This window comes from Kitasatospora sp. NPDC059673, assembly GCF_042734215.1.
In the GTDB taxonomy this organism is placed as follows: domain Bacteria; phylum Actinomycetota; class Actinomycetes; order Streptomycetales; family Streptomycetaceae; genus Kitasatospora.
On record NZ_JBHWEN010000001.1, the window covers coordinates 159920 to 176461 of the forward strand.

A 16542-nucleotide genomic window follows, 5' to 3' on the forward strand; every position below is an offset into this window, starting at 1 on the left:
GTGACGGAGGCTACCGGGTCGTTATCCGGTACATGTAATCAGGGCCGCTGGTGGGGAGCTCCGGACGGGCCGTCAGAGGGTGACGGCGCCCGCCGGGGTGACGATCCGCAGGCCGGCCTCGTCGAGTTCGATGGCCAGCGGGGTGCCGTCCAGGGCGGCCTCGTTGAGGAGGGTGGCGCTGCCCAGGTGCCACAGCCGCAGGGTGCCGGCGGCGTCTCCGGCGGCGAGCAGCGCCTCGCCGTCGAACTCGCGGCCGACCACGGCGCGGACGGCCGCGCCGCCGCCGGTCAGCTGGGCGGTGCGGCTGCCGCTCTGGACGTCCCAGACCAGCACGGTGCCGTCGGCGGAGCCGGCGATCAGCACGGGGCGGCCGCCGACCTCGGTGAACGACAGCACCTCGGCGGGCTGGGCGAGTCCTTCGCAGACCGGTCCGGCGGCGCCGCTGCCGGCGTGCCACATCCGCACCTTGAGGTCCTCGCCGGCGGTGGCGAGGATCGGCTGCCCGCCCGCGACGACGGCGGCCAGCGCGGTGATCGGGCCGTGGCCGGTGGCGAAGCGCCGGCTGTCGTCGCCGGTGGCGGCGGCGCGGACGGCGATCACGCCGTCGCGGCCGGCCGAGGCCAGCAGCGGCTGCTCGCCGGTGGTGAAGGCGAGTCCGGTGACGGCTCCGGCGTGCGGGACGGGCAGCGGGTTGGCGGCGCCGTCGGCGAGGCGGTGGCTGCGGACGGCGCCGGCGGTGGTGCCGCAGACCAGCAGCGGGCCGTCGGGGCCGCCGTCGGTCAGGTCGAGGGTGTGCACGGGGCCGCCGTCGGCGGCCAGGTCGAGGAGTTGGCTGCCCGTCGGGGCGTCCCAGGCGGCGAGCGTGCCGTCGCCGAAGCCGGCGGCGAGCACCGGGCGGCCGTGCAGGGCGCCGGTGGCGAGCGCGGTGAGCGGGCTGCCGGGGCGGCCGGCGGGGGCGGCGTCGGTGCGGGCGGCGCCGGTGGCGGCGTCCCAGGCGGTGATCCGGCCGGTCTCGTCGCCGGTGTACAGGACGCCGTCGGCGGCGGCCAGCGCGGTGAGCCAGCTGCCGGCGGGCCAGCCGTGCAGGGGGCGGCCGTCGTACACGTCCCAGGTGCGCACGGTGCCGTCGAGGGCGCAGGAGGCGAGCACGGGGCGCTCGTCGAGGGTGGTGAAGGCGAGGCCGGTGACGGTGCCGGTGTGGCCGGTGAGTTCGGCGACCGGCTGGCCGGTGGCGAGGTCCCAGACCCGGACGGTGCGGTCGTGGCCGCCGGTGGCGAGCACGGCCTGGTCCTCGACGGTGAGGACGGCCATCGAGCGGACCTCGCCGCGGTGGCCGACCAGCAGGTGCAGCTGGTCGCCGGTGCCGGCGTCCCAGACCCGCACGGTGCCGTCGGCGGCGGCCGCGGCCAGCAGGTCGATTCCGGCGCAGTGCGCGGCGCGCAGCACGGTGGCGCCGTGGCCGCCGGTGGGCAGGTTGCCGAGCACCCGGCCGTCGTCGGCGCGCACGGCGCGCAGGTCGCCGCCCTGGCCGGCCGAGAACGCCACCGGGATGTCCCGGCAGATCAGTGCGGCCACGGCCTGGGCGCCTTCGCCGCCGGTGGAGCCGTGCACGACCTGGCCGGTGGTGGCGTCCCACACCTGCACCGAGCCGTCGCTGCCGCCGACGGCGAACAGCGAGCGGCCGCCGGCCTCGCCGAGGGCGACGGCGGACGGGGCGAGGCCGGCGTCGGCGTCGGAGCCGCCGAGCGAGGCGGCGTCGTCGAGCGCGGTCAGGCCGAACGAGCCGTCCTCCTCGACCAGGGCGTACGCGGCCCGGCCGCCGACGGTGCCGACGGCGGCGGCGCTGCGGGCGGCCTGCGCGGCCGGGTGGCCGAGAGCGACCGCGCCGGGCAGCGCGGCGGGCTCGCCGGGTTCGCCGAACGCCTGGGCCAGCAGGGTCGCGAACGGGGCGACGGCGGCGGGCACGGGCGCGTCGGTGCCGTCGGCCCACTGCCGGTCCGGGCGGCCGTTCAGTCCGGTCACGGTGAGCCGACGGCCGGCCGCCGGGGCGGCGGCGCCGGGCACCGGCGCGGGGGCCTCGCCGAGCACGGACAGCACGCGGACGATCAGCGCGGCGTCCACCCGTCCGGTGCGCTCCTGCCCGGCCCGGGTGGCGCGGAACCCGTCGGCGGTGATCAGCAGCTCGCCGAGCGTGCTGTCCTCCAGCCGGAGGCTGCTTCCTGACATGTCGTCACTCCTGGTTCTGGTGCGGGGAGTTGAGATCCCCGAAGGTCAGCAGAGGTCTTCCGGTACGAGGGTCGCGTACACGGCGTCGTGCAGCCGCTGGGTGCGGGAGCTGCGGAACAGCGCGGGGCGGTAGCCGGCCCGGCGGAAGCCGATCGCGGCGCCCGTCACCTGGCTGGGCATGTTGTCGGCGGCGGCGAAGGCGTCGATCCGGCGCAGGCCGAGCCGCTCGAACCCGAACCGGCACACCAGTCGCATCGCGCTCTTCGCGGTGCGCAGCCGGCGGTGTTCGGGCAGCAGCCAGACGGTCATCTCGGCGCTGTCCTGTTCGGCGTCGAGGTTGACCAACTCGGCCCAGCCGACGGCTTCTCCGGCTTCCTCGACGGCGAAGTAGGCGGCCCGTCCGGTCTGCCAGAGCAGCGGCGGGATCTCGTCCAGCCACCGCGCGGCGGCGGCCTCGTCCCGGTGCGGGATGACCGCTTGCAGGAACTCGCGCACCAGCGGGTCGTGGGTGCCGCGGTGCACCAGGGCGGCGTCCGCGGGCAGCGGCCTGCGCAGCACCACCTCGCCGTCCGTCAGCGGATCGTCCCGCACCTCGGCGAGCGCTCTCATGGCCACCCCCGTCGCCTCACCGGGCCGCCCGGCGGCTGCCCCCGGCGTACCCTTCCCCGCCCATCGACCACGCGTCAAGTCAACCATATTTCACGGCCGTTCCTGCACGTCAGCGGGACGTTAGTGGGACGTGAGCCCGCCCCGGCAGACTCAGTTGCGGGGTTCGTCACTCCAGTCCCGCCGCCCACCCGGCCCACCTCTCTCCCGGGCCGGGCGCCCCCGCTACGGGCGGCGGGACGCCCCCTCACCGCACGGCGCTCGCGCCCTCCGGCAGCGGGGCGGCGCGCAACTCCCGCACCACCGCCCGCACGGCGGCGGTCCGCGCCAGTTCCGGCGTGGTGACGTAGCCGACCTCCCGGGACGGGCGCTCCGGGCCGAGATCGGTGACGGCGAGCCCCTCGGGCAGCCGGTCCAGGGTGAGCATCGGCATGATCGCCATCCCGAGGCCCTGCGCGGCGAGCGACAGCACCACGGTGTCGTCGGAGACGTTGATGGTCGCGGACGGGATCCAGTCCTGCCGGCGCCACCAATCGGCCGTGTACGAGCCGCAGTTCTCGTCCCAGTCGACCAGCGGCAGACTGCGCGGATCCGGATGGCCCCGCTGGTGGGCCAGCGCGTAGCCCTCCCGGTACAGCGGCACGGCGACCAGCCCGCGCGGGATCGCCCCGCCCAGCGTGGCCAGCGCGAGATCGGCCCGGCCGTCGGCGACCTCCCCGGCGGTGCCCCGGCCCAGGTCCCGCACCACCCGCACCTGCGGCTCCAACTCCGGGAAGTTGACCGCCAGTCGGGCCAGCAGCGCCGGCAGCACCCGCTCCGCCGCACTCCGGAACGCCACGATCCGCACCGGCCCGCGCGGCCGGCCCGACTCCCCCTGCCGCGCCTCGCCGGGCAGCGCCGCCAACAGCCGCAGGATCCTCCGGGCGTGCCCCACCACCCGCTCCCCCGCCGCCGTCGGCACCGCCCCCCGCCGCCCCCGCTCGAACAGCACCGCGCCCAGCTTCCGCTCGCACCCCCGCACCGCGTGCGACACCGCCGACTGCGTCAGCCCCAGCCGCTCCCCCGCCGCCGTGAACCCACCGCTCTCGGCCACCGCCACCAACACCCGCAATTCCTGCGGAAGAAGATCCTCTGCCACCTCCGCAGCGTACGGCGTCAGGGCCGGCGCCGACCCACGGCACCGGCGCCGTACACCACCCCCGCCGCGAGGAGCAGCACGGCCGCCGGTACCGCCAGGTTCAGCAACTGCCGAATGCCCGCCGGGTCACTGAACACATCGACCGGAAGGCCGAGAGCGTGAAACACGCCGAAGGAGTCGCGGGTGGCGCAGACGTAGGCCAGGGCGCAGAATCCGACCGCGAACGCGAGCAGCCCGGCACTGCGCTCGACCACTGCCAGCGCGAGCAGCACGGGGGCGATCACCAGCAGTGGCGTGGCCCCGTTGAACACCATCAGCATCGGCGTCTCCGCCCAGGCCGACGGCGAGCGGAAACCGTGCCAGTCCGCCCAGGTCAGGGCGGTCGTGACCGCCGCCAGCAGCACCGCGACCAGCACCCCCACGACGGCCCGGCGAGCTTCCCCCGCCCGCCGGTACCACCACCCGAGCGCGCAGCTGCCGAGCACCAGCGCAACCAGCCAGTACAGCTGGACCGCTCCGGGGTGCCCCAGCGCGTAGCCGCCCAGAATCCCCTGCGGCGACGAAACCTCCGCGACGCACCCGAACCCCCCTTCCACCTCCGGAAGTTGCGGCCCGCAGAATCGACCCGGCGTCAGATAGAACGGCAGGGAGAGCCCGAGCAGCACCCCGCACACCATCAACGCAAACCAGTACCGCCGTGCCGCAGCCATCGCCGCCATCCCTCCCAGACCTCAACCGGACAGGCCTTGGACGCACCCGGGCGGGACCCGGTTCCGCGACGTCCCCCGGTCCCGCCGGACCGGGGGACGCGCCGCCTCAGCGGGCCAGCGGCGCTCGGGCGATCAGGACCTGCTCGTTGCTGTCCCTCAACGCGACGACCGGCGCGCGCAGCAGCAGCACCACCTCGTAGTCGCCCGGGTGCGCCCAGATCTGCGGCCAGGTCACGGACGGGCACAGCGTGTTCTGCTCGCGCAGCTTCATGTCGAACGGCCTGTCCTCCCGGACCACCCACACTTGGCCCATGAGCTCCCCCGACGGCGGCGGCGTCGGGTCGCCCCGCCCGATCCGCACGGGTCCACCGCCGACGACGACGCCGTCCTTGAGGTACAGCGCCTCCAGGCCCGGGGCCGGCCAGCCGTTGGCGTGCACCGTCCGCTCCGTGCTGAGCGCGGCGTCGATGGCCGGACCTGCCTCGTTGCTCAGCCGTTGGACGGAACGCACCGACATCTTGACGCTTTCGATGGTGGGTGCCGTGCCCTGGGTCGACAGCGGTTGGCCGCACTTCTGGCCCCACGCGCTGTCGAACGACTGCCCGGACGCCGACCCGTTCGCCCCTGCTCCGCCCGCTCCGGGCGAGGCCGCCGCCGGGCCCGCCGGCCCGGCCTGCCCGGCCACGGTGAAGACGGCGCCCGCCAGCGCCAGGACGGCCCCGGCCGTCAGCGTGGAGCGGGTCCTGCGGCGCCGGCGGACCGCCCGCGTGAGCCGCTCGGTGTCCAGCTGAAGCGGTCCGGCCAGCTCGGCCGCGTCGGGCAAGCTCCTACGAATGTCTTCCGGGTTCATGCGCTCACACCTTCCCCAAGTTCTCGACAGGTTTCCGCGAGTGCGACACCCAGCCGCGCCAGCGCGTCACTGAGGTGCCGTTTGACCGTTCCTTCGCCGCGACCCAGCCGCTCCGCGACCGCCGCCACCGGCAGGTCCTCGTAGTACCGGAGCACCACGCAGGCCCGCTGGGTCGGCGACAGCGTCCCGAGCGCGACCAGCAGTTGGAGCCGGTCCGCGAGCTCTTCGCTGCCGTCCGGGCCGACCGGACTCTCGGCCAGCTGCGGCACCAGTGCGCGGTAGCGTGCCCTTCGCCGGTACAGGTCCAGGTAGCGGTTGAGCATGGTGCGGCGGACGTATCCTTCGATCTCCCCGAGCCGCCAGGCGCGGCGCGGGCGGGCGAACACCCGCACCAGCGCCTCCTGCACCAGGTCCGCCGCCTCGGCGCGGTCCCCGGTCAACAGGAATCCGTAGCGCTGAAGTTCGGCTCCCCGGGTCGCCACCAACTCGGTGAGCTGATCCGCCCATTCGGCCACATTCCCCCCTCTCCTCGCCTCTCACCCGTCACCACGAACAGCGGGCCGGTTTCGTTGGGGGGTGCCCGGAGCACTACGCGGGGCCGGATCCGTCAGACATGAACGCCGCTCATGGATCACGGGCAGCCATCGACGCGGGCCTCTGCCACGGCCGTTCCGCCCGGCCTAGCGTTTCTCCTCGTCAACCCCCCTCTTCTCGCGGAGTGTTCACCGTGTCCAGCACCGCCACCCGCCACGCCCGAGCCGTCCACCTGCTCTCCCGCCCGACCGGGCTGCCGACCGTCGATCAGTTCGCTTTCGTGGACGACGAGCTGCCGCCGCTCGCCGAGGGCAGCGCGCTGGTGGAGAACGCCTACCTGTCCGTGGACCCGTACATGCTCGGCATGATGGAGGACGCCGAGGACGGCAACGAGCTGAACGCCCCGATGGAGGGCCGGACGGTGGGGCGGGTGGTGGAGTCCCGCAGCGCCGCGCTGCCGGTCGGCACGGCGGTGATCCACCGTCACGGCTGGCGCACCCACGCGGTGGTGACGCGCGAGGACGTGCGAGTGCTGCCCGACCTGCCGGGCGTCCCGCTCAGCGCGTACCTGGGCGTGCTCGGCGGCACCGGCCTGTCCGCGTACGTCGGCCTCACCCGGATCGCGAAGCTCGCGCCCGGCGAGGACCTGTTCGTCTCGGCGGCGGCCGGCGGCGTCGGCACCGCCGCCGGGCAGCTGGCCCGGCTGATCGGCGCCCGCCGGGTGATCGGTTCGGCGGGTTCGGCCGCCAAGACCGCCTTCCTCACCGACGAGCTCGGCTTCGACGCCGCGTTCGACTACCACGACGGCCCGGTGGCCGAGCTGCTGACCGCCGCCGCCCCCGACGGCATCGACGTCTACCTCGACAACGTCGGCGGCGACCACCTGGCCGCCGCGATCAACTCGATGCGCGACTTCGGCCGGATCGCCTGGTGCGGCGCGATCGGCCAGTACCTCACCGAAGCGCCCGCCGCCCCGTACAACCTGTTCGAACTGGTCGGCCGCAGCATCCGGCTGGAGGGCTTCCTGGTCCGCCACCACATGGACGCCCAGGAGGAGCTGTACGACCTGCTCGGCCCGCACCTGCGCTCCGGCCGGGTGATCTCGCCCGAAACGGTGCTGGACGGCTTCGACCGCACCGTCGAAGCCTTCCTCGGCGTGCTCACCGGCGCGAACACCGGCAAGATGCTGGTCCGGCTCTGAGCTATGCCAACTTTCCTTCCGCCAGCCGCAGTTGCTCGTCCTCGACAATCCGCACCGCGAGTGCGCGGTCCGAGATGTCCACCGCCTCGGGGGCCGACTCGGCGAGGTCGCTGCGGCGCGCGTAGCTGTCGAACAGCTCGGCCTTCCCGCGCAGCCGCTCGACCAGGCTGCGGTCCAGGCTGTCGGTGGCGAGCAGCCGGTGCACCCGGACCCGGCGGATCTGACCCATCCGCTGGGCCCGGGCCACCGCCTGGTCCTCCAGCGTCGGCTTGAGCTGCGGCTCGCACAGCACCACCACGTTCGCCGCCTGCAGATTCAGGCCCAGCCCGCCCGCCTGAATCTGACACAGCAGCACCGCATGGCCGACCACGGCGGTGAACCCGTCCACCAACTCCTGCCGCGCCTCGGCGGGCAGCGACCCGGAGACCGTGCCCGCCACCGCCTCCCCTAGCGCCTCGCCGACGGTGGCCAGCACCTCCCGGAAGTACGAGAACACCACCACCTTGTGCCCGCTCTCGGCCGCCTCCGCGACCAGTTCGCGCAGCCGCCGCAGCTTCGCCGAGTGCGCGGGCTCCGCGTAGGCGGCCCGCCGCATCGCCATGAAGTTGCCCGCCGCGACGGCCTCGGCATACGCGGCCCGGTCCGGCCCGGACAGCTCGTCCCACTCGTCCACCCGTACCACGTCCGGCAGTTCGGTCAGCACGTCCTGCTGGTTGCGGCGCAGGTACGCGGGCGCGACGGCCCGACGGAACGCCACCGACCCGGCCACGCCGAGCCCGGCGGGCAGCTGCGCCAGCAGCTCGGGCTGAAGATGGCCGATCAGGGTGCGGAACTCCTCCACCCGGTTCTCCATCGGCGTGCCCGTCAGGAACAGCACGTGCTCGGTACGCCCGGCCCACTCCGCCACCAACCGGGTGCGCAGCGCGGCCGGGTTCTTCACGAAGTGTGCCTCGTCCACCACCAGCGCGGCCACCTGGTCCTCGGGCAAGGTCCGCAAGGACTCGTAGGTGGCGACCAGCACACCCCCCTCCCTCCGCCACTCCGCCCGGGCCTCCTCCCGCCCCGCGCCGTGGTACCGGTACGCGGCCAGCGTCGTCCGACTCCCCGTCTCCCGCTGCCAGTTGACCAGCACCGACGCCGGGCACACCACCAGGAAGTGCCGCTCCCCCGCCGCCGCCAGATGCGCCAGTACGGCGAGCGCCTGCACGGTCTTCCCCAGGCCCATCTCGTCGCCGATCATCACCCGCTTCCGGGCCAGCGCGAACCGCGCCCCGAACGCCTGATAGCCGCGCAGCGAGACGGTGCAACCCCGGTCGTCCAGCCGCTCCGCCCGCACCGACTCGGCCAGCGCGTCCGGCAGATGACCCTCGGCGGCGCCCCGATCGACCCGGCCGATCCTTCCTTCCTCCTCCAGCAGCGCCAGCTCGGCATAGAACTCGGCCGCCCGGTGCTCGAACTCGACCCAGACCTCCACCTCCCCCGCCCCCGGCCGCAACAGATCCGCCCCCGCCTGGGCGAACCGCAGCGGCACCCCCTCCGCCTCCGCGAACGCGACCTGCTGCTCCAGCGACTCCACCGCCCGCCGAGCCCGCTCCCGCCCCTCGGCCCCGGCCACCAGCCCCCTCACCCAGCCGCAGGCCGGCCGGGCCGCCGCCAACGGCCCCGCCAGCGCCGCCTCCAGCTCTGCTGCCTCGCCCGCCGCCCGCCGCGCCCCCGGCCCGGCCACCACCAGCCGGTGCAAGGCGATCAGCAGCTCCGTGCTGTCCCCGTCCGGCCGCGCGGGATCGATCCGCACCGCCGTACTCCGCTCCACCGCCTCGGCGATCTGCCGTGCCGCCCCCACCAGCTGACTCGCCGTCGGCCCCCCGATCCCCGGAATCCGCACCAACTCCTGCGCACTCGCCCCACACACCTGCGCGACCGTCCGGTACCCCGCCCCCACCAGCACCCCGATCTGCAAGCGCCCCTCCGTCACCTCCTTCAACCGCTCCACCGGTATCCCCTCCAACTCCCCCCGCACCGCCCCCCGAAAAATCCGCCCATGCGCCTCCACCACGGCCCCCACCGCGTCCTCCCACCCCGCCACCACCCCCTTCGCCGCCTCCCGCAACTCCCCAGCCCGCCCCACAACCTCCTTGCCCCGCCGCCCACTCCCCACGACCCACGCCTCCTCTGCCCAACCCACCAACCCGGGCAATTCTGGCACCCACCACCCTCACCCCGACGTGCCCGGACCGCTTGGGGTGCCCCGACCACACCTCGCTGGGAGACTGGCCGCCGTGACGCGACCTGAACTCTCCGAGTTGGAGCACCTGAAGGAGATCGAGCTGCTGGCCAGAGCGGTGACGGCCGCCGCCTCGGCCACCTGGGACGACGGGAACCTTCAGGTGACGATGGTGGTCTCCGCGGTCGACACCACCGAGGGCCTGCTGATGAACTGGTCGCGGGGGCTGGTCCGCTATCCGGTGACGCCCCTGCCCTCGCAGGTCGCTCTCGTCCACCACGGCTGGGCCGCCCACATGATCTTCTCCCCGTTCGGGGTGAAGAAGCTCGGGCTCGGCGGGCAGCCCTGACCTCGCGTCATCTCGACTGCCCGCCACCCGGCACTTGGCCGAGCTGAACCGACCGGGAGCTCGGTTCAGGCCAGGTCGAGGACCTCGGACAGGCCGGCGGCGGCGAACGCGGCGGCGAGTGCCTCGCGGCCTTCCGTGAAGTGGGCCCAGCTGTCGAAGTGGACGGGGACGACGCGGCGGGCGCCCAGGAGGCGGGTGGCTTCGGTGGCGCGGGTGCTGTCGAGGGTGAGGAGGGCGTTGTCGAAGAGGCCGCTGCGGGCCGCGCCGGCGAAGAGGACGGCGGTGTCGATCGGGGCGTAGCGGGCGGCGATCCGGGCGACGACGTCGAGGGAGGCGTTGTCGCCGGAGACGTAGACGGCGGGCAGGCCGGGGCCGGTCAGGACGAAGCCGATGACCTCGCCGGTGACGGGCTCGCAGCCGTCGGGGCCGTGCTGGGCGGGGACGGCGGTGATGGTCACGGGCACGCCGTCACGGCCGGTCAGTTCGGTGCTCTGCCAAGGGGCGAGGCCCTGCGCGGTGCCGCCCAGGCGCTCCGCGCCGCCGCGGGTGGTGAGGGTGAGCGGGACGCCGTCGAGGAACTTGCGGCCGCTGTGGTCGAGGTTGTCGGGGTGTTCGTCGTGGGAGAGCAGGACGGCGTCGATCGGGCCGAGGGCGGCGGGGTCGGCGGCGGCGGGGTGGGTCTTGACCAGGGCGCCGCCGCGCGGGAGCGGGTATTCGCCGGGGGCGTCGAAGGTGGGGTCGGTGAGCAGGCGCAGGCCGCCGTACTCGATCAGCGCGGTGGGGCCTCCGAAGACCTGGACGGCGGGGACAGCAGCAGTCATGACGCACCTCACGGAAGGGAAAGCGGTTTACCGTGAGAGGAATCTAACGGGCCGTCACGGAGAACCGCAAGCTTTTCCGTGAGAAAAAGCGGCGGCAGCACTCCTCACCTGCGAGGGAGGCCTCTACCATGAGGGCCATGAGCCAGCGCACCGCCACCACCGCCCACTCCCCCGCCCCGGGCGCCGAGCAGCACCCGGCGCTGGACTTCGCCAACTCCTTGCTCAGCCTGCCCACCGGCCCGTTCGACCTGCTCGGCTCGCCGGAGGCGGCCACCGCCTGGCTGATCGACCACGAGCTCGCCCCGGCCGGCGGCCGGATATATCAGCCCTGCACCGCCCGGCTGCACGAACTACGAGAATCCGTAAGGGAGTTGCTCGCGGCCCGGACCACCGGACAACCGGCCCCGACCGACGCGCTCAAGGCGGTCAACGCGGCCCTCACCGCCACTCCGTCCACCCCACTGCTGCACTGGGACGCCGAGCGCGGCCTGCACCGCGCCCTGCCGCACCCGGCCGACCGGATCGCCGACCATGCGATGGCCCAACTCGCCGCCGACGCCGCCGAGTTGCTCACCGGCCCGGACGCCGACCGACTGGCGGCCTGCGGCGGCACCCCGTGCACCCGGTTCTACGTCCGCACCCACGCCTCCCGGCACTGGTGCTCGACCCGCTGCGGCGACCGCGTCCGCGCCGCCCGCGCCTACGCCAGGAAGCGCGCCACGAACCCGAGTTGAGAAACAAACGGACCCCGCCCGGCCACGAAGGCCGAACGGGGTCCGCAGGGAGCCGACAAGCAGCGCGTTACGCGGCCGGGCGGGGGAAGGTCGGGTACTCGACGCCGGAGACGTGCTGGACGACCCGGACGACCTGGCAGGAGTAGCCGAACTCGTTGTCGTACCACAGGTACAGGATCGCGTTGTCGCCCTCGACCTTGGTCGCGCCCGCGTCCACGATGGAGGCGTGGCGGGAGCCGATGAAGTCGCTGGAGACCGCGTCGGGCGAGTCGATGAAGTCGATCTGCCGCTTCAGCGGGGAGGTCAGCGAAACCTCGCGCAGGTGGTCGAGGACGTCCTCGCGGGTGGTCTCGCGGGCCAGCTGCAGGTTGAGGATGGCGATCGAGACGTCCGGCACGGGGACGCGGATCGAGCTGCCGGTAATCTTCGCCTTGAGGTCCGGCAGGGCCTTCGCGACGGCGGAGGCGGCACCGGTCTCGGTGATCACCATGTTGAGCGGCGCGGACCGGCCGCGACGGTCGGCCTTGTGGTAGTTGTCCAGCAGGTTCTGGTCGTTGGTGAAGGAGTGGACGGTCTCCACGTGGCCGCGGAGCACGCCGTACTCGTCCTCCATCGCCTTCAGCGGCGGGACGATCGCGTTGGTGGTGCAGGACGCGCAGGAAATGATCTGCTCGTCCGGCTTGATGGTGTCGTGGTTGACGCCGTGCACGATGTTCGGGACGTCGCCCTTGCCGGGGGCGGTCAGCACGACCTTGGCGATGCCGGGGCGCAGGTGCTTGGACAGGCCCTCGCGGTCGCGCCAGCGGCCGGTGTTGTCGATCAGGATCGCGTCGTTGATCCCGTACGCGGTGTAGTCCACCTCGCTGGGGTCGTTCGAGTAGATCACCTGGATCGCGTTGCCGTTGGCGACGATGGTGTTGGTCGCCTCGTCCACGGTGATGGTGCCCTGGAACTGGCCGTGGATGGAGTCGCGCCGCAGCAGCGAGGCGCGCTTGACCAGGTCGTCGGCGCCGCCGCTGCGGACCACGATGGCGCGCAGCCGCAGGCCGCCGGCCTTCTCGACCAGCAGGCGGGCCAGCAGGCGGCCGATCCGGCCGAAGCCGTACAGGACCACGTCGCGGGGCGCCTGGCGCTCCAGCTTGTTCTCGCCGGTGGCGCCGGCCACTGCCTCGGCGGTGAACTCCTCGACGCTCAGGCCGCGGTCGTCCGCACGGTACGCGGCGGCGAGCAGGCCCAGGTCGATCTGGGACGGGCCGAGGTCGAGGGCGGTGAGCGCCTGGAGGAACGGGAAGGTCTCGGTGATCGAGAGCTCCTCGCCGGCTATCTGGCGGGCGAAGCGGTGGGTCTTCAGGATGCTGACCACCGACTTGTTCACCAGGGAGCGGCTGTGCAGCAGGACGGTGACGTCCCGCTCGCGGTGCAGCCTCCCGATGATCGGGATCATCGACTCCGCGAGCTCCTCGCGGTTCTTCCAGTCCGTGAACACGTCGTCGTTGACAGTCACAATTCAACTTTCGAGGGTAGAGCCAGGGCTAGGCGCCCCCATGCTAGCTTCGGCCGCCCCGTCGGCGGGGCGCGGTCCCCCCGCTGACCAGCGGCGGTACCCGCGCGGAGACCGTTCCGGACGTGATCGCGACCACACCCGCGACACTCCCCGACCGCTCCGGTGCAGCTCGGTACCGAATCTGACGACTCGTCAGCCGCATTCCGGGCCCGAGGTGGCGTGACCAAGCTCACCCACGTCTAATTCATCACCCCACGGGGTGATGTCTCATCATTTTCGGCCACTTGGCGCCTGCGGATGGAGGAGAGTGGGAGCCCCGGCCGGGCGGCCGCCCGATACCGGGGGGTGCAGGTCCGGCCGTCCGAGGCCGGGCCGCCGCGAGGAAGGGACGGCCGTCCATGCCACACCTGGCCTACCAGCGGGCCGCGCTGGTGTTCACCCTGTTCGACGCCAACGACAACGGGGTGCTCGACGCCGAGGACTTCGATCTGATGACCGAGCGCGTCCTGGCCGTCGCCGGCGATTCGTCGGAGGCCGACCGGCAGGCGCTGGCCGACAGCATCAGCAACTACTGGGAGGTGATGGCCAAGACACTGGACATCGACGGCAACGGCCTGATCACCCCCACCGAGTTCCGCGGCTTCGTCCTCAACCCGGAGCTGTTCGGCGCCACCGCCGCCGTGTTCGCCGACGCGCTGGCCGCGCTCGGCGACCCGGACGGCGACGGCCTGATCGAACGGCCCCGCTTCCTCGCCCTGATGACCGCGATCGGCTTCGAGAAGCCCAACATCGAGGCCCTGTTCGACGCCTTCGGCCCGGACGCCACCGACCGGATCACGGTCGCGGTATGGGCCCAGGGCATCCGCGACTACTACTCCCCCGAAAAGGTCGGCATCGCCGGCGACCGCCTGGTCCCGAATCCGCTCTGACCTCTTCCTCCGCTTGTGAAGGAGCCCGTTTTGACCGCACCGCTCATTGCCCTGGCCGTCGGCCACGGCACCGGCCCGGACCTCGCCTCCGTTTTCGAACGGGTGCTCCGCCGGATCACCCGACTGCACGGTGTGGAGGCCGAGTTGGTGCGGTCACCACGGCTCTACCACTCGTACCTCTCGCTGCGCGCCGAGTGCGCCGACACCGCCGAGATCACCCGGATCACCGCGCAGGACGCCGCGCACTACGAGCAGTTCTGCCGCGAGCAGGCGGCGGCCGGCGTCCGGGCCGTGTTCCGCACCGCGATCAACGCCCAGTCGCTGTACCTGGTGCGCCAGCGCCTCGCCGCCGTCAAGGTCGAACCGCTGGCCGCGGCGGGCGCCCGGCTGCTGCTGGTCCGCGACCAGGCCCAGGGCTTCTACACCGGCGAGAACCGGCACACGCCCGGCAAGGTGGTGCGCACCATGGAGTTCAGCCGCGCCGTCACCGAGCAGGTGGTGCGCTACGCCGTCCGCCGGGCCCACGACCTGTGGCCGGAGGGCCCCGCGCGGGTGCAGATGGCCTACAAGTTCCACCTGCTGGACGGTGCCCTGGACGACTGGACGGCCGAGCTGTCCGCCGAACTCGGCATCGAGATCGCGCTGTTCCAGCCCGACACGGTCAACCGCAATCTGATCACCCACGGCCCCGAGGACCGCACCGTGCTGGTCGCGGGCAACGAGTGGGCCGACATCATGCACGTGGTGCTGCTCGACCGGTACGGCTCGGAGCGACAGGAGAATCGTTGCACCGAGAACGTCCACCTCCACCCGGAGCTGCACGGCCTCACCGAGTACCAGACGGTGCACGGCTCCGCCGACGCCCTGGCCGGCCTCGATGTGGTCAACCCCGTCGCCACCGTCCGGGCCGCCGCCCGGATCGCCGAACGCCACGCGAACTGCCCCGGCGCCGAGGCCGCGGTCGAGGCGGCGCTGGCCGCCGCCCAGGCCCGCGGGGTCCGCACCCCCGATCTCGGTGGCACCGCCGGCACCACCGAGGTGGTGGACGCGGTGCTCGGCGAGCTCCGGGTCGCGTTAAAGCCCTTCGTGCCCGCCGCCAGGTCGGGCGCGACCCGCGTCGCCGCCGCCTCGGGCACCGATCGGGCGGGCGCCCGGTGAGTACCACCGCCACACCGACGGCCCTGGTGGTCGTCGACGTCCAGAACGACTTCTGCGCCGGCGAGGTCGCCGCCGCCCGCTTCCCCGGTGATCCGGCCCGGCTGGCCCGGGTCGCCGAGCGCACCGCCACCGCCGTCGACCGGGCCCGCGCGCTCGGCGTCGAGGTGGTGTTCGTCCGTTTCCTCGGTGATGTCGCCCACCAGGGCCCGGCCTGGCGGCGGCGGGACGCAGCGCTCGGCAAGCGGCCCAAGTGCCTGGAGGGCAGCTGGGGCGCCGAGTTCCACGCCGCCCTGCCCCGCCCGGAGGAGGCGGTGTTCACCAAGCTCGCCTGCTTCGACGCCTTCCTCGACCCCGCGTTCGAGCCGTACCTGCGCTCCCGCGGCATCCAGCACCTGGTGCTGGCGGGCGTGTTCACCGACGTGTGCGTGGACTCCACGGCCCGCACCGCCTTCCAGCGCGGCTTTCACCTCACCGTGCTGCGTGACTGCACCGCCGCACTGCACCTCGCCGACCAGGACATCCTGCGCTTCATGACCAAGGTGTACGGTGCCCGGATCACCGACCTCGGGGACGAACAGCCCTTCGTGCTCCCGGAGTTGACCACCCCTGCTACCGCCGGGGCAGGGCAGTCGTGACCATGAGCGCCACCGTCCTGGACGACCCGGGCGTCACCGCCGGCGTCGGCCGCACCGCGCTGCTGGTCGCGCACGCCCGCGCGCTGGAGGCCCGCCGGCCCGACGCGCTGGCCGTCGACCAGTTCGCCGAACACTACGTCCGCGCCGACCCGGGCTGCGCCGACTGGCCACTGAACCCGGACGAGATCGCCCCGGGCGACCCGCTGTGGGGCCGGCTGGCGAGCTACTTCGCGCTGCGCACCCGGGTGCTGGACGCGCACCTGCTGACGGCCGCCCGGGCCGGGGTGCGCCAGGTGGTGCTGCTCGGCGCGGGGCTGGACTCGCGCGCGCACCGCCTGCCCTGGCCGCCCGGCACCACGGTGTGGGAGCTGGACCGGCCGGAGGTGCTGGCCTTCAAGCAGCGGGTGCTGGACGAGCTGGAGGCCGTCCCGTCGGCCTGCCGCCGCACCGTTGCGGTCGATCTGCGCGGCCCGTGGCCGCAGGCGCTGACGGACGCGGGGCTGGACCCGCGGCTGCCGGTGGCCTGGCTCGCCGAAGGGCTGTTCCTGTACCTGCCCGCCGAGGCCGAGCTGCAGGTGGCGGGCGCGCTGGACGAGCTCAGCGCGCCGGGCTCCACGCTGGCGTACGAGGTCAAGATCGGTCTGGAGGCGGCCAAGGTGCGCGCCAACCCGGTGTACCAGGCCGCCCGGACCAGGATCGGCGTCGATCTGCTGGGGCTGTTCGCCCCCGGACCTCGCCCGGACACGGCGGCGCACCTGGCCGCGCTGGGCTGGGCGACCACCGTCCGCACGCCGTTCGACCACGCGGCCGGGCTGGCCCGGGCACCGCGCCCGGAGCCGGACGACGCGCTGGCCGCGAACCGGTGGGTCACCTGCGTCAAGGGCCGATAATGCAACAGCGGGGCCGGGCGGTTGACGCCCGGC

At 73.7% G+C, this 16542-nt stretch carries 16 protein-coding genes; 7 read left to right on the plus strand and 9 right to left on the minus strand.

All coding sequences use genetic code 11. The annotated features are described in order from the left end of the window. Window positions 1–72: 72 nt before the first annotated feature. The 6 genes from ACFV18_RS00585 to ACFV18_RS00610 all read right to left on the minus strand — a co-directional run bounded on the left by ACFV18_RS00585 (window position 73) and on the right by ACFV18_RS00610 (window position 6045). A complete protein-coding gene (locus tag ACFV18_RS00585; protein WP_380477966.1) occupies window positions 73–2226 on the minus strand; it encodes a WD40 repeat domain-containing protein in 2154 nt (717 codons plus the stop codon). Between the two features lie 45 nt (window positions 2227–2271). Further along, complete coding sequence (locus tag ACFV18_RS00590; RefSeq protein WP_380477967.1) at window positions 2272–2835, minus strand: GNAT family N-acetyltransferase; 564 nt, start codon at window positions 2833–2835, stop codon at window positions 2272–2274. A 244-nt stretch (window positions 2836–3079) separates the two neighbouring features. Further along, window positions 3080–3970: a LysR family transcriptional regulator gene (locus tag ACFV18_RS00595; protein WP_380477968.1), complete on the minus strand. Its 891-nt coding sequence runs from the start codon at window positions 3968–3970 to the stop codon at window positions 3080–3082. Window positions 3971–3987: 17 nt separating this feature from the next. Next, a complete protein-coding gene (locus ACFV18_RS00600) occupies window positions 3988–4680 on the minus strand; it encodes a hypothetical protein (RefSeq protein ID WP_380477969.1) in 693 nt (230 codons plus the stop codon). Between the two features lie 106 nt (window positions 4681–4786). Beyond that, on the minus strand, window positions 4787–5503 hold the full coding sequence (locus ACFV18_RS00605; RefSeq protein WP_380477970.1) for a hypothetical protein: 717 nt from the start codon (window positions 5501–5503) through the stop codon (window positions 4787–4789). A gap of 23 nt (window positions 5504–5526) precedes the next feature. Then, entirely contained in the window at window positions 5527–6045 is a 519-nt protein-coding gene (locus ACFV18_RS00610; protein ID WP_380477971.1) for a SigE family RNA polymerase sigma factor, read from the minus strand. A 98-nt stretch (window positions 6046–6143) separates the two neighbouring features. Between ACFV18_RS00610 and ACFV18_RS00615 the strand changes: the two genes are divergently transcribed. Beyond that, window positions 6144–7265, plus strand: coding sequence for an NADP-dependent oxidoreductase (locus ACFV18_RS00615; protein ID WP_380477972.1), 1122 nt, complete (start codon window positions 6144–6146; stop codon window positions 7263–7265). A gap of 1 nt (window position 7266) precedes the next feature. Here ACFV18_RS00615 and ACFV18_RS00620 read toward each other — a convergent pair whose 3' ends face one another. Beyond that, window positions 7267–9423: a DEAD/DEAH box helicase gene (locus tag ACFV18_RS00620; RefSeq protein WP_380477973.1), complete on the minus strand. Its 2157-nt coding sequence runs from the start codon at window positions 9421–9423 to the stop codon at window positions 7267–7269. Between the two features lie 121 nt (window positions 9424–9544). Between ACFV18_RS00620 and ACFV18_RS00625 the strand changes: the two genes are divergently transcribed. Beyond that, the gene (locus ACFV18_RS00625) at window positions 9545–9838 is read left to right on the plus strand and encodes a hypothetical protein (RefSeq protein ID WP_380477974.1); all 294 of its coding nucleotides are present in this window, start codon (window positions 9545–9547) and stop codon (window positions 9836–9838) included. A 65-nt stretch (window positions 9839–9903) separates the two neighbouring features. Here the strand turns inward: ACFV18_RS00625 and ACFV18_RS00630 are convergent, their stop codons facing one another. Next, complete coding sequence (locus tag ACFV18_RS00630) at window positions 9904–10659, minus strand: MBL fold metallo-hydrolase (RefSeq protein ID WP_380477975.1); 756 nt, start codon at window positions 10657–10659, stop codon at window positions 9904–9906. A gap of 137 nt (window positions 10660–10796) precedes the next feature. Here ACFV18_RS00630 and ACFV18_RS00635 point away from each other — a divergent pair, with 137 nt between their 5' ends. After that, window positions 10797–11393 carry a CGNR zinc finger domain-containing protein gene (locus ACFV18_RS00635; protein WP_380477976.1) on the plus strand — a complete coding sequence of 199 codons (597 nt, stop codon included), beginning with the start codon at window positions 10797–10799 and terminating at the stop codon, window positions 11391–11393. A gap of 67 nt (window positions 11394–11460) precedes the next feature. Here the strand turns inward: ACFV18_RS00635 and ACFV18_RS00640 are convergent, their stop codons facing one another. Then, the gene (locus tag ACFV18_RS00640) at window positions 11461–12897 is read right to left on the minus strand and encodes a glyceraldehyde-3-phosphate dehydrogenase (RefSeq protein ID WP_380477977.1); all 1437 of its coding nucleotides are present in this window, start codon (window positions 12895–12897) and stop codon (window positions 11461–11463) included. A 398-nt stretch (window positions 12898–13295) separates the two neighbouring features. On the opposite strand from ACFV18_RS00640, the gene ACFV18_RS00645 reads away from it, so the two are divergent. From ACFV18_RS00645 to ACFV18_RS00660, 4 genes are read left to right on the plus strand one after another with little or no spacing between them, the layout of a single operon-like run. Then, a complete protein-coding gene (locus ACFV18_RS00645) occupies window positions 13296–13826 on the plus strand; it encodes an EF-hand domain-containing protein (RefSeq protein ID WP_380477978.1) in 531 nt (176 codons plus the stop codon). Window positions 13827–13856: 30 nt separating this feature from the next. Continuing rightward, on the plus strand, window positions 13857–14984 hold the full coding sequence (locus tag ACFV18_RS00650; protein WP_380477979.1) for an isocitrate/isopropylmalate family dehydrogenase: 1128 nt from the start codon (window positions 13857–13859) through the stop codon (window positions 14982–14984). Then, entirely contained in the window at window positions 14981–15619 is a 639-nt protein-coding gene (locus ACFV18_RS00655; RefSeq protein WP_380477980.1) for a cysteine hydrolase family protein, read from the plus strand. The genes ACFV18_RS00650 and ACFV18_RS00655 overlap by 4 nt, the downstream gene beginning before the upstream one ends. Window positions 15620–15621: 2 nt before the next feature. Continuing rightward, the gene (locus ACFV18_RS00660) at window positions 15622–16509 is read left to right on the plus strand and encodes an SAM-dependent methyltransferase (protein WP_380477981.1); all 888 of its coding nucleotides are present in this window, start codon (window positions 15622–15624) and stop codon (window positions 16507–16509) included. Window positions 16510–16542 lie beyond the last annotated feature (33 nt).